General features: G+C 69.8%; 21 protein-coding genes and 3 pseudogenes. 13 read left to right on the top strand and 11 right to left on the bottom strand.

Going from position 1 to position 22,474, the window contains the following annotated elements:
- The first annotated feature begins 62 nt into the window (after nt 1-62).
- From ND747_RS17920 to ND747_RS17910, 3 genes are all read left to right on the top strand, one after another.
- The gene (locus ND747_RS17920; RefSeq protein ID WP_251734756.1) at nt 63-1,112 is read left to right on the top strand and encodes a histidine kinase; all 1,050 of its coding nucleotides are present in this window, start codon (nt 63-65) and stop codon (nt 1,110-1,112) included.
- On the top strand, nt 1,109-1,819 hold the full coding sequence (locus ND747_RS17915; protein WP_251734755.1) for a response regulator transcription factor: 711 nt from the start codon (nt 1,109-1,111) through the stop codon (nt 1,817-1,819). Before ND747_RS17920 ends, ND747_RS17915 begins: the two co-directional genes overlap by 4 nt.
- Before the next feature lie 225 nt (nt 1,820-2,044).
- Nucleotides 2,045-3,022 carry an NAD(P)-dependent alcohol dehydrogenase gene (locus tag ND747_RS17910; protein ID WP_251734754.1) on the top strand — a complete coding sequence of 326 codons (978 nt, stop codon included), beginning with the start codon at nt 2,045-2,047 and terminating at the stop codon, nt 3,020-3,022.
- Between the two features lie 130 nt (nt 3,023-3,152).
- On the opposite strand, the pseudogene ND747_RS17905 reads toward ND747_RS17910, so the two are convergent.
- A pseudogene (locus tag ND747_RS17905) lies at nt 3,153-3,239 on the bottom strand (Fe-S cluster assembly protein HesB); the annotation flags it as partial.
- Nucleotides 3,240-3,417: 178 nt separating this feature from the next.
- Here ND747_RS17905 and ND747_RS17900 point away from each other — a divergent pair.
- The gene (locus ND747_RS17900; protein WP_251734753.1) at nt 3,418-4,155 is read left to right on the top strand and encodes an SDR family oxidoreductase; all 738 of its coding nucleotides are present in this window, start codon (nt 3,418-3,420) and stop codon (nt 4,153-4,155) included.
- Between the two features lie 344 nt (nt 4,156-4,499).
- Here the strand turns inward: ND747_RS17900 and ND747_RS30165 are convergent.
- Nucleotides 4,500-4,687 (bottom strand): annotated as a pseudogene (locus tag ND747_RS30165) (transcriptional regulator); the annotation flags it as partial.
- 45 nt (nt 4,688-4,732) lie between these two features.
- Nucleotides 4,733-5,182 carry a MarR family winged helix-turn-helix transcriptional regulator gene (locus ND747_RS17895; protein ID WP_251734752.1) on the bottom strand — a complete coding sequence of 150 codons (450 nt, stop codon included), beginning with the start codon at nt 5,180-5,182 and terminating at the stop codon, nt 4,733-4,735.
- A 105-nt stretch (nt 5,183-5,287) separates the two neighbouring features.
- Here ND747_RS17895 and ND747_RS17890 point away from each other — a divergent pair, with 105 nt between their 5' ends.
- A complete protein-coding gene (locus ND747_RS17890; RefSeq protein WP_251734751.1) occupies nt 5,288-6,169 on the top strand; it encodes an alpha/beta fold hydrolase in 882 nt (293 codons plus the stop codon).
- A gap of 87 nt (nt 6,170-6,256) precedes the next feature.
- Here ND747_RS17890 and ND747_RS17885 read toward each other — a convergent pair whose 3' ends face one another.
- Together ND747_RS17885 and ND747_RS17880 are read right to left on the bottom strand one after the other, a co-directional pair.
- Nucleotides 6,257-7,753, bottom strand: a complete 1,497-nt coding sequence (locus ND747_RS17885) for an ankyrin repeat domain-containing protein (RefSeq protein ID WP_251734750.1) — start codon at nt 7,751-7,753, stop codon at nt 6,257-6,259.
- Between the two features lie 460 nt (nt 7,754-8,213).
- Nucleotides 8,214-9,137, bottom strand: a complete 924-nt coding sequence (locus ND747_RS17880; protein WP_251734749.1) for an LLM class flavin-dependent oxidoreductase — start codon at nt 9,135-9,137, stop codon at nt 8,214-8,216.
- A 104-nt stretch (nt 9,138-9,241) separates the two neighbouring features.
- On the opposite strand from ND747_RS17880, the gene ND747_RS17875 reads away from it, so the two are divergent.
- On the top strand, nt 9,242-9,742 hold the full coding sequence (locus ND747_RS17875) for a MarR family winged helix-turn-helix transcriptional regulator (RefSeq protein ID WP_251734748.1): 501 nt from the start codon (nt 9,242-9,244) through the stop codon (nt 9,740-9,742).
- A gap of 27 nt (nt 9,743-9,769) precedes the next feature.
- On the opposite strand, the gene ND747_RS30160 is transcribed toward ND747_RS17875, so the two are convergent.
- Nucleotides 9,770-9,985, bottom strand: coding sequence for a hypothetical protein (locus ND747_RS30160; RefSeq protein WP_285900731.1), 216 nt, complete (start codon nt 9,983-9,985; stop codon nt 9,770-9,772).
- A gap of 858 nt (nt 9,986-10,843) precedes the next feature.
- A complete protein-coding gene (locus tag ND747_RS17865; RefSeq protein WP_251734747.1) occupies nt 10,844-11,992 on the bottom strand; it encodes a dienelactone hydrolase family protein in 1,149 nt (382 codons plus the stop codon).
- A gap of 103 nt (nt 11,993-12,095) precedes the next feature.
- Between ND747_RS17865 and ND747_RS17860 the strand changes: the two genes are divergently transcribed.
- Nucleotides 12,096-13,058, top strand: a complete 963-nt coding sequence (locus ND747_RS17860; RefSeq protein ID WP_251734746.1) for a helix-turn-helix domain-containing protein — start codon at nt 12,096-12,098, stop codon at nt 13,056-13,058.
- A 321-nt stretch (nt 13,059-13,379) separates the two neighbouring features.
- Here ND747_RS17860 and ND747_RS17855 read toward each other — a convergent pair whose 3' ends face one another.
- A complete protein-coding gene (locus ND747_RS17855; protein WP_251734745.1) occupies nt 13,380-14,237 on the bottom strand; it encodes a MerR family transcriptional regulator in 858 nt (285 codons plus the stop codon).
- A 131-nt stretch (nt 14,238-14,368) separates the two neighbouring features.
- Between ND747_RS17855 and ND747_RS17850 the strand changes: the two genes are divergently transcribed.
- Complete coding sequence (locus ND747_RS17850) at nt 14,369-14,749, top strand: hypothetical protein (protein ID WP_251734744.1); 381 nt, start codon at nt 14,369-14,371, stop codon at nt 14,747-14,749.
- Nucleotides 14,750-14,906: 157 nt separating this feature from the next.
- Here ND747_RS17850 and ND747_RS17845 read toward each other — a convergent pair whose 3' ends face one another.
- Complete coding sequence (locus ND747_RS17845) at nt 14,907-15,836, bottom strand: NAD-dependent epimerase/dehydratase family protein (RefSeq protein WP_251734743.1); 930 nt, start codon at nt 15,834-15,836, stop codon at nt 14,907-14,909.
- Between the two features lie 125 nt (nt 15,837-15,961).
- Between ND747_RS17845 and ND747_RS17840 the strand changes: the two genes are divergently transcribed.
- Nucleotides 15,962-16,942 carry a GlxA family transcriptional regulator gene (locus ND747_RS17840; RefSeq protein ID WP_251734742.1) on the top strand — a complete coding sequence of 327 codons (981 nt, stop codon included), beginning with the start codon at nt 15,962-15,964 and terminating at the stop codon, nt 16,940-16,942.
- A gap of 117 nt (nt 16,943-17,059) precedes the next feature.
- Here the strand turns inward: ND747_RS17840 and ND747_RS17835 are convergent, their stop codons facing one another.
- Nucleotides 17,060-17,926 (bottom strand): SDR family NAD(P)-dependent oxidoreductase, encoded by an 867-nt coding sequence (locus ND747_RS17835; RefSeq protein WP_251734741.1) that lies wholly within the window; start codon nt 17,924-17,926, stop codon nt 17,060-17,062.
- Nucleotides 17,927-18,062: 136 nt separating this feature from the next.
- Between ND747_RS17835 and ND747_RS17830 the strand changes: the two genes are divergently transcribed.
- The 3 genes and pseudogenes from ND747_RS17830 to ND747_RS30155 all read left to right on the top strand — a co-directional run.
- Nucleotides 18,063-18,635, top strand: coding sequence for a PadR family transcriptional regulator (locus tag ND747_RS17830; RefSeq protein ID WP_251734740.1), 573 nt, complete (start codon nt 18,063-18,065; stop codon nt 18,633-18,635).
- Between the two features lie 107 nt (nt 18,636-18,742).
- Nucleotides 18,743-19,528, top strand: coding sequence for a phytanoyl-CoA dioxygenase family protein (locus ND747_RS17825; protein ID WP_308204653.1), 786 nt, complete (start codon nt 18,743-18,745; stop codon nt 19,526-19,528).
- Between the two features lie 150 nt (nt 19,529-19,678).
- Nucleotides 19,679-20,406, top strand: a pseudogene (locus ND747_RS30155) (exodeoxyribonuclease III); the annotation flags it as partial.
- A gap of 110 nt (nt 20,407-20,516) precedes the next feature.
- Here ND747_RS30155 and ND747_RS17810 read toward each other — a convergent pair.
- Nucleotides 20,517-21,077: a TetR/AcrR family transcriptional regulator gene (locus ND747_RS17810; RefSeq protein ID WP_251734737.1), complete on the bottom strand. Its 561-nt coding sequence runs from the start codon at nt 21,075-21,077 to the stop codon at nt 20,517-20,519.
- Between the two features lie 42 nt (nt 21,078-21,119).
- On the opposite strand from ND747_RS17810, the gene ND747_RS17805 reads away from it, so the two are divergent.
- Nucleotides 21,120-22,184, top strand: coding sequence for an FAD-dependent monooxygenase (locus ND747_RS17805; RefSeq protein WP_251734736.1), 1,065 nt, complete (start codon nt 21,120-21,122; stop codon nt 22,182-22,184).
- Nucleotides 22,185-22,474 lie beyond the last annotated feature (290 nt).

Below are 22,474 nucleotides of genomic sequence, written 5' to 3'. Positions count from 1 at the left end.
GTCCGCCTTCGGGGTGGGACGAGGCACGACCACCGCCTCCGCGATGGTGGGATGGGCCGCTCGTGGGTCTGCTCGTCGCGGGTGCCATCCTCGAAGGGCTCCTGCGGCCGGGGGTACCTGACCGGGCCCTGACCGTCATCGTCGCCGCCGGTCTGATGCCGCCGTTGTTGCTGCGGCGGACCCGGCCGAGGCTTACGGCACTGATGGTCTTCGGCGCGATCGGCGTCAGCTCCCTCGCGGCGGGAACGCACATTCCGGATCTGGACGTCACGGCGGCGGCACTGCTGGTGCCGTTCTCGCTGACTCGGTGGGGCACCGCTGGTGACATCGCCGTGGGAGCCGTGGCCGTGGCCGGTGGCGTCATGTCCGCGCAGCTCGTCGGCAGCGATGGCCTGGGTGATCTTCCCGCTGGGTTCGGCGTGCTGTCGGCGGCGCTGGCGATCGGCGCGGCGTTGCGGTTCCGGGCCGCAGCGCGTCGGCGCGAGCTCGACCAGGCCGCGTTGCTGGAGCGGGAACGGCTCGCGCGCGACCTGCACGACACGGTGGCGCATCACGTCTCGGCGATCGCGGTCCGCGCGCAGGCCGGCCTCGCGACGGCGCATGCGCATCCGGGCGCGGCGACCGACGCGCTGCACGTGATCGCGGCCGAGGCGTCCCGCACGCTCGCCGAGATGCGCGGGATGGTCCACCTCCTGCGCCACGAGGGCCGGACCGGCGGGCCGGGCATCGCCGACCTTGCCAGTCTTGCCCGTCCCGGCGTGGGCGGTCCAGCCGTGGAAGTGGAGGTTCTCGGCGACATCGCGGGCGTCCCGCCCCTGGTGAGCACCGCGATCTTTCGGCTGGCCCAGGAGTCGGTCACCAACGCCCGCCGGCACGCGCGGCGCGCCACCCGCATCGAGGTACGCGTCGCCGCCGACGACAGGGAGGTATGGCTGCGGGTGCTCGACGACGGCGCCGCGGACGAGGCGCGCCCTGATGCCGCGCCAGGTTACGGAATCCTCGGCATGCGGGAGCGAGCACGCCTGCTCGGCGGAACCTGCGAGGCCGGGCCCGGCCCGCGGCGGGGTTGGCTCGTGACCGCGATGCTGCCCCGGACGGGCACAGTGGCGTGACCGATCATCCGGTCCGTGTGCTCGTCGCCGACGATCAGGAGATCGTCCGCACCGGGCTCCGCCTGATCCTCGACGCGCAACCCGGGATCGAGGTCGTCGGCGAGGCGGCCGACGGACGACAGGCCATCGCGCTCGCCCAGCGGCTGCGCCCTGACGTGTGCCTGCTGGACATCCGCATGCCCGGGACCGACGGTGTGGAGGCGACTCGTGCCCTGGCCGGACCGTCTGTCGAGGATCCGCTCGCCGTCGTCGTCATCACCACGTTCGACCTCGACGAGTACGTCTACGCCGCGCTTCAGGCGGGTGCTCGGGGGTTTCTCCTCAAGGACGCGGGGCCGACGCTGCTCGCTCAGGCGGTGCACGCCGCCGCGAGCGGCGACGCGTTGATCGCGCCGAGCGTCACGGCGCGGCTTCTCGGCGCCTTCGCGAACGCTGGGCCCGCCTCGCCACCCGCGCAGCCGCTCGACCCACTCACCGATCGCGAGGAGCAGATCCTGCTGACCGTGGCTCGCGGGCGCACCAACGGCGAGATCGCCGATGATCTCCACATCTCACTCAGCACCGTCAAGACCCACGTCGCGAGCCTGATGACCAAGATCGACGCCCGAAACCGGGTGGAGATTGCGATCTGGGCGTTCGCGACCGGCCGCGTCACGCACGGCTCCGAGCCGGTCGGTCCGCGCCGCCGTCCCAGACGTCGACGGTGATGGGTGCCCGGCAGCCTGACCTCGCCCAGCGGGGGACGCCTCGGCCGAAAGAACGAGTTCGCCTGGCCGCCAGGATGACGCGGGTCGAGCCTCGGGGCCGATGAGGCGCGGCCCGCGCGGCGCGACGATCGACCTCATGACGACGATCGAGCGGGCCGCGGGCTCGCGGCGCGCGAGGGTTGCGCGGGGCACCCAACGGGCCATGTCCCGGTGGGGCGGGCTCCGATGAAGGCGATCGCCCAGGAGCGGTACGGGCCGCCGGACACGCTCCAGCTGGCCGACCTCGACGTGCCGCGACCGGGCCCCGACGAGGTGCTGCTCCGGGTTCACGCCGCGGCCGTGAACCCGTACGACTGGCATGTCGTGCGCGGTGACCCCTACGTGGCGCGGCTCATGGGCGGCACCGGGCTGCGCCGGCCGAGATCCCGGGTGGCCGGCGTCGACGCGGCCGGGACCGTCGTGGACGTCGGCGCGGAGGTGCGGACGATACGGCCAGGCGACGAGGTGCTGGGCTTCGCCGACGGGGCGTTCGCCGAGTTCGCCCTCGCCTCGGCCGGACTCGTGGTACCCAAGCCGTCCGGTCTGACGTTCGAGGAGGCGGCGGCGCTGCCGCTCGCGGCGACGACCGCGCTGCGCGGGATCCGTGACGTCGGTGAGGTCGGACCAGGCAGCCGGGTGCTGGTCACCGGCGCCGGCGGCGGGATCGGAACCTTCGCCATCCAGATCGCGGCGGCGCTCGGCGCCGATGTGACGGGAGTATGCGGCCCCGAGAAAGTCGAGCTTGTGCGCTCGCTCGGCGCGGCCGACGCCATCGACTACACGTCGCGGGACTTCACCGACGTCGGCGACCCCTACACCGTGATTCTCGACAGCGCTGGATCCACGCCCCTGTCCCGGCTGCGGCGGGCGCTCACCCCGGACGGCATTCTCGTCCTGAACGACGGCGGCTCGCCGGGCCACCTGTTCGGGGCGGTGGGGACGATGCTGCGCGGCGCGCTCGTCAACGGCGTGGTCGGGCAACGGATCCGGATCCTCCCGACCAAGAAGGACCGGTCGGAGTTGCTCGCGCTCCGCGAGCTCGTCGACGACGGCAGTCTTCGTCCGGTCATCGGGCGCACGTATCCACTGGCCGACGCTGCCGAGGCCGTCCGCCACATCGAGCACGGGCACGCCCTCGGAAAGGCCGTCATCACCGTGCCCTGACGGACCGCGACCAGGACCGACCGGTCGAAACTCGCTCACCCACCGAGCACGCTCTGGCCGCGGCAAGTACACGATCTACGGCGGGTCTGGAGACACTCGTCGACCTGTTCCTTGTTTGTCCGATTTACGGGTCCAGCACCATCCCGATCAGCAACGCGAGCGGGTCGTTCGTCAGCAGCTCGTCCGCCTCGTCGATCTGGCTCAGATGCAGTCCCACGGCACCAGGGCAACGGCGCCTGGTCCGACCGACGAGACAGCGGCCGCCGGCGAGTGTCTCAACCGCCACATCTCCGGGCGCCGGGCAGCCGCGAACGTGACGTCGGAATCTCGCCAGAATTTCACGGTCACAGCGGGCACACTTCGGGGGAACCATATAGAAAGGAGCTCGCAGAAGTATGTCGAAAATTGCTCTCATCACCGGCGGAAACCGCGGCCTGGGATTTTCGGCGGCCAAGGCCCTGGCTCGGTCTGGTGCCCTCGTCATTATCGGCGCGCGCGACGAAGCAGCCGCACGCAAGTCCGTCAATATCCTGGACGAGGAGGGACTCACCGCAGACTGGGTCGAGCTCGATGTGACCAGCCCAGCAAGTGTACGAGCCGCCGCCGAGATCATCCGGGAACGTTACCGCCGACTCGACGTGCTGGTAAACAACGCGGGCATTTTGCCCGAGGCGACGGACATCATGGAGCACGAGTTCGCTGACACGAATATCTTCCGTCAAACGTTCGAGACCAATACGTTTGGGCCGGTGACGGTGACGGAGATCTTTCTGCCGCTGCTACGCGAGAGCGTCGCTGGTCGGATCGTCAACGTCTCGTCCACAATGGGATCACTCACAGACCAGAACAACCCTCGTTCGCCGTACTACTCGATGCTCCTGCCGGCGTACCGAAGCTCGAAGGCCGCGCTGAACAGCATCGCCGTCGAACTGGCGAAAAGCCTGAAGGGTACCCCGATCAAGGTCACGTCAGTGTGTCCCGGCTTCGTTCGGACTGATTTGACACCGATCAACAGACAGCAGGCGCCATTGACCGCCGACGAAGCGGCGCAGATCGTGGTCACGGCCGCGATGCTTCCCGCCGACGCAGATTCGGGAACCTTCATCGACGCCAACGGCCCAGTGGCCTGGTAGCCACGCCGGAGACCATGCACATCGCGGAAGACAGCGCCGCCGCTCCGCCTTCCGCGATGTGCCAATTTCAGTGCCACCCCGATCAAAAATATCATCGCGGCGGCGCTCCCCGTCACCTCCGGCGGGCGCGCCGGCGTAGAGGAGACCTCTGCGGCCGTCACCGCAGTTTTCCTTAACGGGAGAGGCGTTGGGCGTGCGGAGGGCGGCAGCCTCGGGGTCGCCGGACGGGTGGAGGGCCATGCGGGGACGCGTAGGCCCCTCCAGAGTGATGCGGCGGGACAGGTGGGCAGAGACTGGATGCCTCCTCACGCCGCACCAGCCGGCCCGCCGATGTGGTGCGTCGTTCAGCCGGGTCGGGCGATCTCGGCGGCGCGAGCGTATCGGCGAGCCAGAGCCGCGAAGGCGTCCGCGAGCTCGGTAGTCCGAGGACCTCGATGCCGGCGTCGAAGCGGCCGACGGTGGCGGCGAGGCTGGACCAGGAGCCGAGGACGAGCCTGCAGCGGTTCGGGCTGAGCTCTTCGACGATCCCGTCCGTTCTTCGACGATCCCGTCCGTGGAGTGCACGGAGACGAAGGCCCTAAGGCCGTCTGGTTGTGCGGGCCGGCGCTCCCGTCGAGGGCCCGCCGCCGTCAGGCATCGCGAGCTCACTGAGATACGACAGCACCGCGGCGATTTCGGCGTCGGTGCGCTTGGCGTTGAGCCGCTCAATCTGATCAATTTTGCCGGTGTAGTGTTCGGCGACCTCTGCCGCTCTCGAGGCCACGACCTCAATGGCGATCTTGCGGCGATCCGCGGGCACGAGGCTACGGACGATGAATCCGGCCGACTCCAGGCGGTCGAGCACCCGAGTGGTGCTGCTCGCCGCCAGTCCTGTGGCCGTCATGACCTCGGTGGGTGTGATCGGGCCGCCGTGGCGGGCGATGACACCGAACGCCTGCAGGTCGACGGCGTGGATCCCGAGCGACTTGGCGACCAGCTCGTTGAACAGGACCGCCTGGCCGATGAGCTCCGCGAGCAGCTCGGCCACGCGAGTGGTGGCCTGCGGGGCCGACGGGGGCCGATTTGGATGTCGCTGCATGACGCCCCATAGTAGTACTACCGAAACGGAACTATCGCGGAACGGAAGTACCGGATGACCAGCCCCGCACCGATGATCGAACACGCCGTGTCTGCCGACGGCACCCGCATCGGATTCGAACGACTCGGCTCCGGCCCGGCCCTCGTGCTTGTCCAGGGCTCGATGGGCACCGCCTACACCTACCGCGAGCTCGCCCAGGCGCTCGCCGACACGTTCACCGTCGTCGTCCCCGACCGGCGGGGCAGGGGGCTCAGCCCCCACCCGTTCACCGCCGAGTACACGGTCGAGGACGACGTGCGCGACCTCGACGCCGTGCTCCAGGCGACCGGCGCCCGCCTCGTGTTCGGGCTCAGCTCCGGCGGCGACATCACGCTCAAGGCGGCGCTGGCCATACCGAGCATCGAGAAGATCGCCGTCTACGAGCCGGCCATCTTCCCTGCCGGCGTCTCGCGCAAGGGCGTCGAGCGCTTCAACTCCTACGCCGCCAGAGCCGACCTCGCCGGCATGCTGGTGACCGGAATGAAGGTCGGGCAGTTCGGGCCAGCTTTCCTGCGAGCCGCGCCAGACTGGCTGGTCAAGCTCGCCGTCCAGTCCATCATGAGAAAAGAGGCGAAGTCAGGGTCCGGCGGGTACGCCTCGATGGCGGAGCTGGCGCTCGCCTTCCAGTACGACTTCGCGATCGTGCGGTCCATGGACGGCTCGATCCCGTCGTTCAAGGCTTTGATCCAGCCGGTGCTACTTCTCGGCGGCAGCAAGAGCCCGACGTATCTCGGAACGTCCCTCGACCAGTTGGAGCGGGTCATCCAGTCCGCGCGCCGCGTCACACTCGACGGCCTCGACCACTCCGCTGCGTGGAACATCGACCGGCAACGCAACCCGCACGGCAACCCGAAGGTTGTCGCTGAGCAGCTCAAGGATTTCTTCGCCACGCCGTAGTGCCTTCCGGCGCAGCGACAACGTCCATCCAGGCCGATTGCCAAGTGGGAGGAGCAGCTGGAGGTTGGAACGCAGAACGAAAAGACATTACCCGCTCGTCAGCGGGCGGAGCAGCTCGGCCGTCGCGGCCTGGCCGAAATGCTCGGCCCAGCCCAGGGGCGTCGCATCGAACCTCGCGTCGTGGAGGTCGGGGTCGGCGCCCAGGTCGAGGAGCAGGCGGACGCCATCCACCTCGCCGTCCCCGGCCGCGCTGTGCAGCGCGGTCTCCCAGGCCTGCTCCATCGGGATGTCGACGCGGGCCATGGCGTTCACATCGAATCCCAGCTTCACCAGCACCGGGATCGCCCCCCAGGCCTTCCGGCTGGCGGCCCAGACCACCAGGCCGGGCCGGCGCCGGCGCGCCTCGGCCGCGTGCGGGCGCAGCCGGTCGACGCCCGGCACATCGCCAGCGAGGACGGCGGCGATCAGGGCCTCCGGACCGGTGAGCTCCGGCGGCGACGCGCCGGCCGCTGTCAGGGCGTCACGCGCGCCAGGGCAGCCGCAGATCGCGGCCAGCTCGGCCGGCGTCCGGCCGTGCGAGGTGCGCAGGAACGCCGGCCGGCCGTCGGGTGCCTCGTAGGCGGCGTCGATGTCCGTGCCGTGCACGGCGAGCAGGTGGACCCGGCCGGCCATGTCGTGGGTGACGGCCCACCACAGCTGGCCACGCATGAGCTGGACCGGCGAGTCCTGTGCGTCGCCCAGCCGCGTCCGCCACGGGCCGCCGTCGCCGCGGCCGAGCCCGTGGGCGAGCAGCAGCTCCACGTGCGTGTCGTCGGCGGAGAACTGCCGGTTGTAGAGCGCCTGGCCGTCGTTGGCGTCGGCGCCGGCCGTCAGAAGCGCCCGGGCCAGGGTAATGGCGTGCGGGTGGGGCGGCGCCCCGCCCTCGCCGCCGCCGAGCGCGCCGGTCAGCGCGGTGAACGGCGGGATCAGCCCATGCCAGAGGTAGCCGGCGTTCGGGTCGGCGCCGGCAGCGAGCAGCAGGCGAGCCGCCTTGAGCGTCGCGGCCTCGCTGACCTCCGGGTCGTGGCGGGCGTAGGTCAGATACAGCAACGGTTCCCAGTGGTAGGGCCCACCGAGCGCTGTCGCCGAACCCGGCGCGGCGTCGAGCAGAGCGGCCAGGGCATCGGCGTCGGCCGCCGCCGCGGCAGCGTGCACGGAGGAGCGGACGGCCTCGGGATGCTCGGCGGCCAGCCGGCGCGCCCGCTCCCAGCGGGACGGGATGTCGTCGGCGCCGTAGCGCAGGCAGGCCAGTAGGAGGAACTCGTCGACGATGTCGTCAGCCGCGCTCACTTCGTCGGGGGCACGGCGGTAGAGCCCGATCGTCTCGACGTGCCGCCTGAGCGCCGCCCAGGACGGGAACCCGTGGTGACGGGCGACGACGAGCTGCGCCCCGGCGAGCGACACCGGTCCCGGCCCGTCCGGGTGGTGGTCGCCGACCAGCTCCAGGACACTCGGCTCACCGGCCCGGGCCAGGTCACGGATGTCCTTGGCCAGCTTCCGTAGCTGGGCGAGGTTCGGGTCGTCGGGGAGGCGGGCGGTCGCCAACGCGACCTCCTTTCACCGCCTGCGGTCCGCTACGTCGGGCTGAAAGGAGGCAGCTGACAGCCGTGCCGTGCCACGATCACTGCTCGGGTGGGCTCAGCCCTGTCCGCGGACCGGAGGCGCCCCGCGCGCCGGAGTGATCTTAGCACCCGGATGGTGCGGAGCCGGCCTGCCCAGTCACGGCGCAGACGGCGGTTACATCACCGCGGCCCTCATGATGACTCCGGCGGGCAAGTTCCTTGTTTGTCCGATCTACTGGTCCAGCACCATCCCGATCAGCAGGGCCAGCGGATCGTTCGTCAGCAGCGCGTCCGCTTCGGTGATCTGGCTCAGATGCAGTCCAACGCCCTAACCGTCGCGTCCTGGACGCGAGACCAGCGGCATGAGGCTGGTGGTCTCGACACCCAGGCGACCGGCTGCCCGAAACCTGTCGCAAAGCGATTCGATCGACTGGTGGCGTCGCTCAACCGGCTTTGGCCTCGGCGAGGACAGGATCGATGATGTGCTCGACGAGCCAGCTCACTGGACGTCCACCCAGCACAGCGCCCAGAACGATATGGGTGACGCCGGCATCGATCATTTCCAGCAGCAGGACGCGAGCCGCGGCGGGCGCGGCCGGGTCGTCGCAGCGGATGACCGTCTGCATTGAACGGGTGATCTCGTCCGGGTCTCGTCCGATCGCGGCGCAGTGGGACCTGAGGACGTCGTCGCGCCGCCGAAAGTCCTCCGACGGCGGACCGGGGTAGTTCCAGATGTCGGCATGTTCGGCGACGATGCGCAGCACCTCGTCACCCGAGCCACCGATCAGTATCGGGGGACGGGGCTTCTGCACCGGCTTGGGCGCGCAGACCGCGCCTCTGAGCCGGATGGCCGGACCGTCATGGTCGAACGGATCGGCTTCGGTCCACATCCGACGGATGATCACGCACGATTCGGCGAGGTCACGGACGGCCTGACCGGGCGAGACCAGGGGCACGCCGTAGGCCTCGAACTCACGTTCCGCGGGGTTCACTCCGAACGCCCGCACGGCGGGGCTCTCGGCGGCCAGCCGGCTCCCGCCGGCGCCGATGCCGAAATCGAGCCGGCCGCAGGCGATGACGTCGACGGTCGCGGCCATCTTCGCCAGAAGCGTCGGTGAGCGAAGCCGGTTGCTGGTGACGATGACCCCCAGGCGCAGCCGTTCTGTCTGGGCGGCCAGCGCCGCGAGCAGCGTCCAAGCCTCCAGCGCATCGGCAGTTACGTCACCGCGCAGTGGCACCAGGTGATCCCACAGCCAGGCGTGTTCGAAGACGGGCAGCCGGTCCGCCTCGCGCCAGATCGTCAGGATCTCCTGGTAGCTGTTGCCCATCTGGCTGGTCTTGATACCGAAGCTCACCGTTCCTCGCATGCCTACCTCCTACAGGGGGGGTCGTATCCCAATCTTCAGCCTAGCGGATCGTCAGTAAAACTGACGATCCGCTAGGGCGATAGAGTGACCGCTAAGGTGGTCGGGTGGGTGAGCAGTCCTTCACGCGTGAGTCGGCGCCGACCGGCCCCCCAGCCGCGCTGACCAACCGGCTCGGGTACCTCCTCAAGCACGCGCAACTTCGGCTCGCCGACCTCGGCGCATCGGCGCTGGCACCGTTCGGGATCAACGGGCGCGAATGCGCCGTTCTCATCGTGATCGACGATGTTCCCCCGCTGTCACAGCTCGAACTCGCCCGCCGCATGGGGGTCGACCGCACCACGATGGTGGCGCTGATCGACGAGCTGGAGGCAAAGGCACTGGTGGCGCGCCGCCCAGATCCGCACGATCGCCGCAGGAACGTTGTCGGCCTCACCGAATCCGGTCGGACCACGTTGCGTGCGGCCAGGAGCGCCCACGACCAGGCTGAAGAGCGTTTCCTGGAAGGGCTGCCCGAAGAGGACGCCGTGCATCTCAAACGCATCCTGCGGGCCGTCATGGGTCCTGTGTCCGATGACGGGAGACAGGAGCGCCCACAGAAACGCTAGGTGATCACATGCCTCGCTGGGAGTCCGTCACCCGCGGAGTAACAGGACGCGGTATCCGCCTTCGTTCCCTGTTCGTCCGATCTGCCAGTCCAGCACCATGCCGATCAGCAGTGCCAATGGGTCGTTCGTCGGCAGTTCGTCCGCTTCAGCGATCTGGCTCAGACGCAGGCCATGGCCAATACCGTAGCTGGGCTCAGGGGAGACCTGGCATCGCAGGTCAGGTCGCCGCGTGGTCGGTGTCATCCGAACCCGCCTCGGTGTGCGGTGAGTTCCAGCGGCCCGCCGCGGCGGTCTCGGCGACGTAGTCCTCGAACGGTTTGGGTGGCCGGCCGCGGACGTCCTAAGTGATCTGCTCCATCGTGCCCACGCCAGGAACGCGCTGGTCAGGCAACTGATCCAACGGAGCGTTGGGGCGCTGGGATACGGCCGGAGAAGAAGCTTTCCGGAGGAACGCCCATCATGATGTGAAAATCAGCGGTCATGTGGGACTGGTCGTAGTAGCCGGCCGTCACGGCGAGTTGAGCCTGCCGAGCGGGGTAAGTGCGGTCCGATGTGAGGACGGTGCGGACGCGGGCACTACGCGCGAAGCGCTTGGGTGGAAGCCCGACGCCATCAGTGAACACGTTGCGCACCAGAACTTCGTGCAGCGAATGAACGCTCAGCTCGCCGGCGCCCGCTGGACGATCGCGCTCTACTCCGCAGCGCATGTTCGCGCAGGCAGGCCTCGGTGAACTTCAGCACGTGCTTGTCGCCGTGCTCGACGGCCAGGTGGATCAGCTCCTCGTATCCGGGAACGTCGACGGCGGACGCCCGCGCGGTGAGCCTTGCTTTCCCCGCGATCGTCACCGGTGAACACCAGCAGCAGCACGACATGGATCTGCCACCTGGCAGCGGCGGAGGGCTCGTGCAGCTCGGCTGGCGACAGACCCGGGTCGATCGATGCCCGGGGCGCCGAGGCCACGGCGACGGCCACGGCGAGGCGTCCGTTGAGCCGGGGGGTTACCGGGCGGAGTGGTGCAGCGGGCGGACCAGTAGGCGAGGCCGTGGAGGTGCCGCCGCGGCTGCGGCGCACCTTCGACACGCGTCGTCCAGGCATCCGGCTCAGCTCGACCAGCCAACGCCCGGGTCCCCTGGCCGACCGCGACTGTCCTCAGGCGGTGCCGCGGTGGTGATGTGATCGGCGAGCGCGAGGGCCGCGTTGATGGCTCTCGGAAAGCCGGCGTAGGGGACTGTCTGCAGGATGATCTCACCGAGCTGGTCGCCGGTGATGCCGAGGCCGGCAGCGGCTTGGGCGTGGGCGGTGAGCTGGAGTCCGGTGTCACCGAGCGCGATGAGAGCCCCGAGGATGACAAGTTCGCGCTGGTCGGGAGTGAGTCCGGGCCGTTTGGCTATGGTGCGGTGCGCGAAGCTCTGGGCGAGTTCGGGCAGTGCCGGCAGGAACTCGGCGAGCCGGCGGTAGGTTGCCATGCGGTGCTCGTCGGAGGTGGAGTACCGAGCCGGCTGCCGGGCCGCCTGGCTGGTGCTGTGGGCTGCGACGAAGGCGAGGATCCGGCGCCAGGCGTCGGTGCAGGCCGAGCCCCACTCGTGGCTGCTCCGGTCGAAGAAGGAGTGCGGCGCGCCGTCGTAGATCGTTTGCTGGTGTGGCACGCCGCGTTGGGCAAGGTCGTGGGCGAACTGTTCGGACCGTTCTCTGGAGGTAGCGACGTCGGCACCGGCAACCAGCAGGAGCATCGGCTTGTGGAGCTCTGCGATCCGCGGTTCGACAAGGTCGGGGTCCCCGTAGAATCCGACGACGCCGTTCACTGGAAGATCGGTCGCCGAGAGCAGCCACGACTGGCTGCCGCCGAAGCAGAACCCGACCGTGAACAGGTCATGCGCGCCATCGCGGCGCAGCTGGTCAAGGGCGGCGGATGCCGCCGCCCTGACAGTGTCGGAGTCGACGTCGGGAAGTTTGGCCTGCCAGTCGAAGTCGTCGCCGCGCCGCGGGTCGTCGGTCAGGTGCCCGTAGTAGTCGATCACCGCGGCATGCAGACCCGCCTCGGCGAACCGCACGGCCAGGTCTCGGTAGTAGGCGTGCGCGCCCCGCACATCGGGGAGGATCACGACAGCCTGTCCGTTCGGGTGTGCGGGGTGGGCAAGGTATGCGGGGAAACGCACCCCGTCGGTGGTGGTCAGCGTCAGGGGGCCGTGATCCTCGGTGGGGATCACGTACGGCGGCGCCGGCGGGCGAGAATCCACTGCGTGGCACATGACGGGAAATCCTCTCTGCGGTTGTCTTGTCACGGGGACGCCGCGGTTCGGGTCGTTGCCAGCGTTACCGCCTCGGACGGGAGGTGGAAGGGCCGGGTTATACGTGTACTGGCAGGTCCTGGATGGCAACCGTGGAGGGGGTCAGACTGGGCACATGGCAGCCGTTTCCACGACTCTGGGCGAGTTCCTCGCCTTGCGACGGGCCAAGCTCGATCCGCGCGTCTTCGGTATCGGTATCGACCGTCGGCGGCGCGTGACCGGCCTGCGCCGTGAGGAGGTCGCCGCGCTGGTCGGCGTGAGCGCGGAGTACTACGCACGACTCGAACGTGGCAAGGCGAGTCGACCGTCGCCGCAGGTGCTGGAGGCCATCGCCGAGGCATTCTCGATGACCAGTACGGAACGCTCGCATTTGTTCGATCTTGCCCACGGCCTCGGGCGGGCCAGGCGCGCCGACGTCGCCCTCGCGCGGCCGGCATTGGCCGGCCTGGTTGCCGGCCTCGGAATTCCCGCGCTGGTCATCAATCACCGGTTCGATGTCATCACCTCGAACCAGCTGGCCCAGCGGTTGTTCTTCGACTTCGATGCGACGCACGAAGGCAACCTCGCCCGTTTTCTGTTCCTCGACCCGCTCAGTCATCGGCTCTACCGCGACTGGCGCCAGATTGCTCGTGCGACGGCCGCACAGCTGCGAGTTGCCTCGGCGCGTCACCGCCACGATTCCCGACTCGCCCGGCTCATCGGCGAGCTGATGCTGCGCGGCGATCACTTCGTCGATCTGTGGGCGGCAGGGGAGGTGATGGAGCGCTCGCACGGAGTCAAACGATTCTGGAACGCCGAGGTCGGCAATCTGGATCTTGCTTATGAGAACCTGGACCTGCCCGGCGATCGCCCCCTGCGGCTGGTCCTCTTCCATGCCGCACCGCAGTCAGCCGACCACGACAAACTCCGGCTTCTCGGCGCCCGACCGGCGGCCGCCCTCGACGTCCGAGTCCAAGGGTGCCCAACCGGCTCGTCCTCGAGTGTCTTGACCACCACATCTCCGGGCGCCGGGCAGCCGCGAACGTGACGTCGGAATCGCGCCGACATCTCACGGTCGCAGCAGCCACGCCTCGGGGAAACCGCAGGTAAAGGCGCTCACAGAAAAATGTAGAACATTGCTCTCATCGCCGGCGGCAACCGCGGCCCGGATTTTTCGGCAACCAATTTCGGCTCGCTTCAGCAGGTCTACCACCACGACGGCAACAAGTGCACCGCCGCTACCCGATGAATGACCGTCTCATACCCCAGGGGATGGATGCCATCAGCGCCCCGGTCGCCGCCCGGTCTCGGACGTCCCCAGCCCATGGTTCCGGTACTGACTGGTCCAGCCCCACCCCGATCAGTCGTGTCACGTTTCCGAAGCGGATATACCGGCGGTCACGGGAAGGGTGTGGAAGATCGGCCAGCCGATCTCGGTCCGCCACAGCGCGTTGTCGGGGGTATCTCGCTGGCCGACCAGGTAGTACTCCCGGATCGGGCCGTCGACGGTGAGAGCATGGCGTGCGACGTAGGCGGCCAGGGTGCCGTAGGTACGGTCGACGTCGGCGGCCGGTCCGGCGTGCTCGATGACCGCGAGTTCCACGGGCGGGATCGACCCGGCCACGACGCGGCCCATCGGCCGAACGGGTTCCGCGCAGGGGACGAAGATCGTCACCTGCCCGCGATGGTGTGTGAACACCTCGTCGGTGAAGAGGCCGCCCGCCGGACCGCTGGCGGGTACGTCCTGGGCGGTCAGGGTCGCGTGCAGCTCGCCGAGCGCGCCTTGCAGCCAGACGACCGATTCCTCGGCACCGACGACATCGGTGATGACAGCAGCCGGGATGGCCGGCACGCTGCGCAGTTCGATGCGCGCCGAGACGTCGCCGGGCCGCGGCGCTGTCAGCAGGTCCCGCAGTGCTGCGACGGCCGACTGCGTGCGGCCGAGTTGTTCTTCGAGACGGCTGAGATGGCCGGCGATTCGCTCGTTGCGTGCTCGCGGATCGGGGGCTGACAGCACGCCCTGGATCTCCGCCAGCGGCATATCCAGCGCACGGAGGCGGCTGATGACCTGCGCGACGGGGATCTGGCCGGTGCTGTAGCGCCGATAGCCGGTGTCCGGGTCGACCCTGGCTGGTTCGAGCAGGCCCGTCTGGTGATAGTGGCGCAGCGTCTTGACGGTCATGTGCGTGGCGCGAGCGAAGTCGCCGATCGACAGGTAATCCGGCACGTCGTCATTGTGCGGCCTCCTGCAGGGGGAGAGTCTCGCCCTACGTCCGGCTTGACCTTCCTGTCGCGGCAGCGGCGAGCGTCTTCCCGGTGGCCGCACGGGCCACCGGGAAGGGGAAAATCATGACAGAGATGACCAGAACGGCGACCGCGGTAATCGCCGGGCGCTATTTGGCAGTGTGGAGCGAGCCCGATCCCGCGGCCCGCCGCGCCGCCATCGAGGAGCTCTGGGCACCCGACGGCGCCGAGTTCGTGGAGGGCGTCCAGTTTCGGGGACACGAGGAACTCCAGGGCCGGGTCGCCCGTGCCTATCAGGAGTTCGTGGCCAGCGGCCGGTACACCGTCACCGCCGCCAGCGACGTGACCCGCCACGACGACATCGTCACCATGACCGTCCAACTGACCGATCCCGGCGGCGAGGTCGCCTGGGCCGCCCGCGTCTTCCTTCTTCTGGGCCAAGACGGCCGCGTCAGGGAGGACTACCAGCTGACGGTGAAACCCCTGGCCGCCTAGCGCGCCAGCCGCCGCGGCGCCCCACTCACCGCGGCCCACGAGGAACAGAGAACAGGTGCCAGGAAACCGCGTATCGCTACTTCCGACGGGACCAAGCTGTTCTACCGGAACCGGGGTGCGCGGTGCCCGGTCCTGTTCGTCCGCGGCATGCCGATGATCAGCAGCATGTGGACGACGGGCGCGGGGACGCCGTCATCTCCTTGAGCACCGCGTCAAGTGGAGTGGCATCGACGTCCAGTACCGCGCGGGTCCGCGAGGCGTCGAGCAGCGTCGGGCGGTCGAACAGGTAGAACATCTCCTGCACCTCCGCCAGCACCGAGTCGCCGCGTCCCCACTGCTCCAGCTCCGCCGCGGTCAGCGGTGACAGTGCGGGCGCCGGCGCGCCCGCCGCCGCGGCCAGGCGGCCGGCCAGCTCCCGAACCGACAGCTGCGAGGTCGACGGCACATGCCAGGCCCGACCCCAGGACTGCTCGTGCCCGGCCGCGGCGACCAGCGTCCGCGCCACATCGCCCACGTAGCTCCAGGCGTGCGGGGCATCGAGGTCCCCCGGGTAGACGGCCGGCGTACCGGCCAGCACCGCCGGCGCCACGGTCAGGGTGAACAGCGAGGCCGCACCGGCTCCCAGGAAGTCGCTGGCGCGCACCTCGGTCACCCGGACTCGGCCCGCGTCGTGCGCCGTCCGCGCGTCGTCCCAGATCCGCGCCCGTACCCGACCCTTCACCGAACTGGGCGCCATCGGACGGTCCTCGGTCACCGGGCCGTCCGTCGGTCCATAGCCGTAGATGTTGCCAAGCATGACGTAGTCGGCGCCCGCCTGCTCGGCGGCGGCCAGCATCCCGGCCGCCAGCGGCGGGAACTCCGCCGGCCATCGGTCGTACGGCGGGGCCGCGCAGTTGAACAGGGCCCTGGCTCCCATGGCCAGCTCCACGAGACGCGCGGTGTCGGCAGCGTCCACGGGGATCCGCTCGATCCGCTCGTGCACGGGCCCAATGCCACGCCGGGTGACGAGCCGCACCCACTCTCCGGCGTCGGCCAGTAGCCGCGCGGCGGCCGACCCCGTCGCTCCCGCTCCCACGATGACGTACATGCACACTCCCGGGTTGACGTGCTGGGTTGGGTGCCGCCGGGACGACCGCGGCGACAGCTCAACCCTCTGTCCTGGGCGGCGGCTAGAGTAGTGGCCCGATTGCCAGATATCCGGAGGTTCGGGCCATGGCGGCAGCCTGGATGGAACGCAGGCCGCACCGGATCGCCGTCGTCGCGGTACCCCCGGCGACCACCTTCGACCTGTCCATCCCCGCGCTGGTCTTCGGCGAGATGGAGATCGACGGCCGGGCGGGCTACCGGGTGACGGTATGCACCGCCCGACCTGGGCCGGTGACTCCCGCGGGCAGCGGCCTGGACGTCGTCGTCCCGTACGGGCTGGAGGCGATCGACGATGCCGACACGGTCATCGTCACCGGGACCGGCGCCCGCGACGACATCGACCCGCGCGTGCTCGACGCACTGCGCCGGGCGTCGGCCGCCGGCAGACGGGTCGCGTCCATCTGCACCGGCGCGTTCGTCCTGGCCCAGGCCGGCCTGCTCGACGGCCGCGCCGCCACCACCTACTGGGCCAGGTCCGCGGAGTTCACCGCCCGTTTCCCCGCCGTGGATCTGCGCCCCGACGTCCTCTATGTCGAAGACGGCAACATCCTCACCTCGGCCGGCCTGGCCGCCGGCATCGATCTGTGCCTGCACGTCGTCCGCACCGACTATGGTGCCGCCACCGCCAACGCGGTTGCCCGGCTGCTCGTCGCGGCACCGGTACGGCCTGGCGGGCAGACCCAGTTCATCGAGCGACCGCTCCCCACCACGACCGGCGCCACGCTGGCCGCAACCCGCGAGTGGGCACTCGACCGGCTCCAGGAACCGCTCACGCGAGCCGATCTCGCCGCGCATGCCCGGATCAGCGTCCGCAGCCTGGCCCGCCAGTTCCAGGCCGAGACCGGCCTCAGCCCACTGCAGTGGCTGCTCCATCAGCGGGTCCTGCGGGCTCGGGAACTCCTCGAGACCACCGACCTGCCGATGACCCAGGTGGCCCGCCTCAGCGGCCTGGCAACGACCGACTCCCTACGCCAGCACCTGACAAGACGGACCGGCCTCACCCCCAGCGCCTACCGAGCCACGTTCACCCAGTCCGCGGCCGGCTGACCCGACCCGTCACCGGCCTGCGGAGGCCTCACCGAACAGTGCCGCCAGGCCTGCGGCACGGTAGGGGTGTGGTGATCGACTGGCCAGGATTCACGCCCTTGACCAGCGTTTCGGCACTCAGCCTTTTGGCCGTGTCCCCCGCAGGCCCAGCATGCCGGCGAGCATCCGTTCACGCAGGCCGGCGGGAAGTCGCAGGACCACGCTGATGACGCGGGCGTCGCCGACGAGATAGCGCCGCCGGGGCCGGCGGGCGGACACCGCGGACACGATCGCGCGGGCAACCGGCCCGACCGGCCGCTGACGCAGTTTCGCCGCCGCCCGATCCACCGCGGCGAGCTGCTCCCGGTAGAGCGCGAGCCGGGTGGGGGCAACCAGGACGAGCGACTGTTTCGACGCAGCGCCGGCCTTGTCGAAGATCTCCGTCTCGGTGCTGCCCGGCTCGACCAGTACAACCGGAATCCGCCAGGCGACCAGTTCCAGCCGCAGCGCCGCGGACACCGCGTCAAGTGCCGCCTTGCTCCCGGACAACGACGCCATGAACGGCACCGGGACCCGGGCGGACGGCGCGGTGACGTTGACGATCCGGCCCTGGCCGGCCCGCAGCAGCGGCAGAAACGCCTGGGTGACGTAGATCGGGCCGAGGGTGTTCACCTCGAACTGTCGGCGCAGCTCGTCGGCCGACTGAAGCTCCAGCGGGCCCTGCACGATGACCCCGGCGTTGTTGACAACCGCACGCAGCCCCGCCTGGCCCGTCTCGGCCGCGACCAGGTCGGCGGCGGCGGTGACACCTACGGGATCCGTGACGTCCATCGTCAGCACCCGCACCCCGGGCAACTCCGCCAGCGCCCTGCTCGCCACGCCCTCCGAGCGCACGGCCGCGAACACCCGGTAGCCGCGGTCGGCGAGCGCACGCACGCTCGCCGCGCCGATCCCTCCGGCGGCGCCGGTCACGAGGACTCCACCGCGCGATCCACTGTCAGCCATTGGCCGCACCTCCACAGTAGATGTACTTGAGGACATGTACCGAAGTACATGTCCTTTGGTTCATCATCTAGAGGGCTCGCACCGCGTGTCAAGATGGCCGCACGGCTTCGACGGGCACGGATGGCGGGAGGGTGTGATGTCGCTGCGGTACGGGCTGCTCGGTCTGCTTGCCGAAGGCCCGGCGAGCGGCTACGACCTGGCCCGACGCTTCGAGGAGGTGCTGGGCCAGATCTGGCCGGCGCAGCACCCGAAGATCTACGCGGAGCTGCGCCGGCTCGCCGACGAGGGCCTGATCGAGGTCGACGCCGAGGGGCCGCGGCGCCGCCGGGCCTACCGGATCACCGACGCCGGGGTCGCGGAGATCCGCCACTGGCTCACCGCGGGAGACGTCGATCACACGATTCGGGTACAGCCGCTGCTGCGGTCACTGTTCTTCTGGCTCATGCAGCCCGACGACCTGCGCCGCCACCTCGACGAGGAGGCCCGGTTCTACGCCGAGTCGGCCGCTCGCTACCGCGCCTTCGCCGCCGCCAAGGACCGGGGAGACTACGGCGACAGCCCACAGGTCCGGTCCATGCGGGTGACAGTCGAGGCGGGCATCCGCCTCTACGAGGCCCTCGCCGACTGGGCCACCTGGGCAGGCACGGTCCCGCCCACCGGGGCGGGCGGCCCGCCGGCCGATGCCGACCCGGATCCAGAACTCACCTGACCCGCCCGGCCGCAGCCACGCGAAAACCGTTTGAGTGATCGTCCCAGGCCGACGAGGATCTGAGGTCGAGGTGATGGCCGCGGTGTCGACGCTGACCGACGGGTTTCATCCCCCTCCGAGGGGCGTTCCCGCGGGTCCTGGCCGACGAATGCCGTGCGATCCTGTGGCGCCTGACCGGTCTCGATCCCGCCGACCCGGCAGGCTGGACCCGCCCCGTCATCCGGATCGACGCCAGCGCGGAGAAACCCTTCCGGCAGGCCGCCACCACACCACGGCTGCATACCGCCTTCGATCAGCTGGTCGGGCCCGGTCGATGGCGGCCCCGCACCGGCCTGGGCACGTTCCCCCTCCGCTTCCCGCACCCCGGCGACCCCGGTGATACCGGCTGGCACATGGACGGTTCCTACCTGCCGGACGGTGAGACGTGGTTCTGGCTGAACATCAGATCCCGCGGTCGCGCCCTGCTGATGCTGTTCCTGTTCTCGGACGTCGGCCCCGACGACGCACCCACCCGCATCAAGGCCAGATCACACCTCGACGTACCGCCGTTTCTGGCGCCGGCGGGCGAACGCGGCCGCAACGGCCTGGAGCTGTCCACACAGATGGACGCCGCAGGCAGACTCGACAGCCCCGACCGCCCGGTGGTCCTCGCGACCGGGCAGGCCGGTGACGTCTACCTCTGCCACCCGTTCCTCATCCACGCCGCGCAACGACACCGCGGGTCCGTGCCACGCTTCCTCGCCCAGCCCCCACTGGACCCGGCAGGCCTGCTCGACCTGGACCGCACCGACAACACCTACTCCCCCGTCGAACTCGCCGTCCGCCAAGGGCTGGGCAGTGCCGACACGACCGGCAGCCTTCCCGGTCTCCCTCGGCAGCCACCAGGCGGATGACGATGGCGGCCGGTCCCCCGCTTCTCCGGCCTGCTTCCATGGTGCACAACACGGTGGAACGGACCACGTGCTGGGCGAGGAGGCTGGGGCGCTGTGCTCAGGGTGGCGACGGTCAACGTGAACGGCATCCGCGCTGCCAGGCGGCGGGGAATGGATGCGTGGCTGGAGGCCCGACACCCGGACATCCTCTGCCTCCAGGAGGTCCGCGCCGACGACGCCGTCCTGGCGGACTCGGTCGGGCCCGACTGGCACATCGTCCATGAGGCTGGGGCGGCGAAGGGCCGGGCGGGAGTCGCGATCCTGTCCCGAATGGCTCCCGCGGATGTCCGCGCGGGGCTCGGTGACTTCACCGGCGCTGGCCGATGGGTGGAGGCGGACTTCGCCCTGGAGGGCGATCCGGGGCTGCTCACGTGGCATCGGTGTACGTCCACACCGGCGAGGCGGACACGCCGGTGCAGGAGGAAAAATACCGCTTCCTGGCCACGATCCGTGAACGGATGGCAAAGCTTGCCGCCGACGGCCGGCACGTGCTCGTGTGCGGTGACCTCAACATCTGCCATCGCGAGGTCGATTTGAAGAACTGGAAGGGCAACCTGAAGAAGGCCGGCTTCCTTCCCCAGGAACGAGCCTGGCTCGACCGGCTGTTCACCGAGGACCGCTTCGTGGACCTGGTGCGCAATGCCGTAGGTGAGCAGCCGGGCCCATATACATGGTGGTCGTGGCGCGGCAAGGCCTTCGACACCGACACCGGCTGGCGCATCGACTACCTGATCTCCAGCATTCACCTTGCCGGACGAGTCCTGTCCACCGCCGTGGATCGAGCACCCACCTACGACCAGCGCTGGAGCGACCACGCACCGGTCTACGCCGATCTCGACGCATGGACTTCTGGAGCTCCACTGACCGTCCATAACGCCAGTCATGAAAAGGATGCGTTGCACGCGAGGTAGCAGTCAGGTTTTACGGGCGAGCAGGCAGCTGCGCCTCGTCAGGGTGTCAGCAGACCGCGCATGACCGTGCGTACTGCCACCGCCGGGTCGAAGTCGGCAGACGGCCGGGCCAGCTGGTCGGCGAGCAGCCCGTCGAGATAGGCGAACAGCAGCCGACTGCGTGTCCCGGGATCGGGCACGCCCAACCCTCGGAGGAACGTCTCCCCCACCTCCCACCACGGCGCCGACTCGGCCAGCAGATCGGGCCGCAGCCGCGGGTCGAGCGCGGCCTCCAGGAACAGGGCGTGCCGCGCCAGGGTCAGCGTACGGCCCGGGCCCAGCAGGAAGCGCAGCCGCTCGGCGATCACGGCGACGAGCTGCTCGGCGTCGGTCGGTACGGCGGCCGGACTCGTCGACGGTGCGCTCTCCCGTCGGGCGATACGAGCCAGCACGCCTGCGACCAACGCCTGCCGGGTGCGGAAGTAGTTGGAGGTGGTGCCCTCCGCGACGCCCGCGCGGCGGTCGACCGCGCGGTGAGTGAGAGCCCGGGAGCCGCCGCTACCGAGCACCTCGATCGCCGCATCGAGTACCGCCTCGCGTCGGCTGCGCTGGGTGGACACGAGACGACTGTAGTTTTACTACAGGCGTAGTACCCTTGGGGCATGGCGAAGCAGGCACTGATCGTGGGCGCGGGTGTCGGTGGTCTGAGCACCGCGATCGGCCTGCGGGACGCGGGATGGTCGGTCACCGTCTGGGAGCGGTGGCCGCGGGTCGTCGGGGTGGGCGCCGCCCTGGGCGTCTGGCCCGAGGCACAGGACGGGCTGGCGACGATCGGTCTGGCTGATCAGTTTGCCCAGGCGTCCGTGCCCGTCGCCGAGGCGGCGATCTACCGCCACGACGGCCGCAGGCTGCTCCAGCTACCCGTGGACTCACCGCGCACTCCACGCGTGCGCCTGATCAGCCGCCGCACGCTGATGGACCTCCTACTGACACACGCGAACGACATCGACATCCAGACCGGCGTGCAGGCGGACCAGACCGCGTTGCGCGCTCGACTCACCGAGACCGACGTCCTGATCGGTGCCGACGGGCTGCGCAGCGCAGTGCGCCAGACGTTCTTCGGCGACCGCACCGCACCCCGCTACAGCGGGCTGATCGGCTACCGGGGCACCGTCGACTTCGAGTCGGGCGCCTACGGCGAGACGTGGGGCGACGGCGCCCTGTTCGGCAACACCCCGATGGAACCGGGCAGGACGAACGTCTATGCGGCATTCCGTGCGCAGCCGCAGGACACCCCGGGACTCGACGGACTACGTGAACGGTTCGGAGCCTGGCGGGAGCCCATTCCGACCATCCTCGCCGCGGTCCAGGAGACGGATCTTCTTCGCAACCCGATCTACGACCTGCACCCGCCGCTGCCCGGTTTCGTCACCGGCCGGGTCGCACTGCTCGGCGACGCCGCGCATGCCATGACCCCGCACGCCGGACGAGGAGGATGCGAGGCGATCATCGACGCGATCAGTCTCGTACACCATCTGACGGCTGCCACCCGTGACGACGGCGACGACGGCGTCACCGCCGCGCTGCGTCGCTATGACCGCGAGCGCCGCAAGAAGGCACAGCAGATCGCGGCGCGGTCACGACGGATCGGAATCGTCTCGCACGCCCGCAGCGGCGCGACAGCCCGCAACCTCATGCTGCGCGGGCTCCAGCCCCTCGTCCGCTGACACCTACGAGCAGCTACCAGGCGTCGAGCCGACCAGGTTCTCCATCACGATCGCTGGTAGCCAGGCCGCTGCGCGCCGCTGGTCACCGCGGCTCGCCGGCGCGGACCGCACAGGCCGTGGCCTGCATCGAGGGTCGCCGAGCAGCAGAAGCGACGGAACGCGGCAGTCCACGATCCGACCGGCGCACCTGCCCCGCGTGCCGCAGTGGTCGAATGAAGCTGCCCCGGTTTCGTTCACAGGTAGGGCTTTGAACGGTTAGGCGGCTTTATCGTACTCCTGGAAGCGGGTTT

This window comes from Frankia sp. R82, assembly GCF_023716925.1.
In the GTDB taxonomy this organism is placed as follows: Bacteria; Actinomycetota; Actinomycetes; order Frankiales; family Frankiaceae; genus Frankia.
This window is presented reverse-complemented; position numbering and strand designations above follow the sequence as displayed.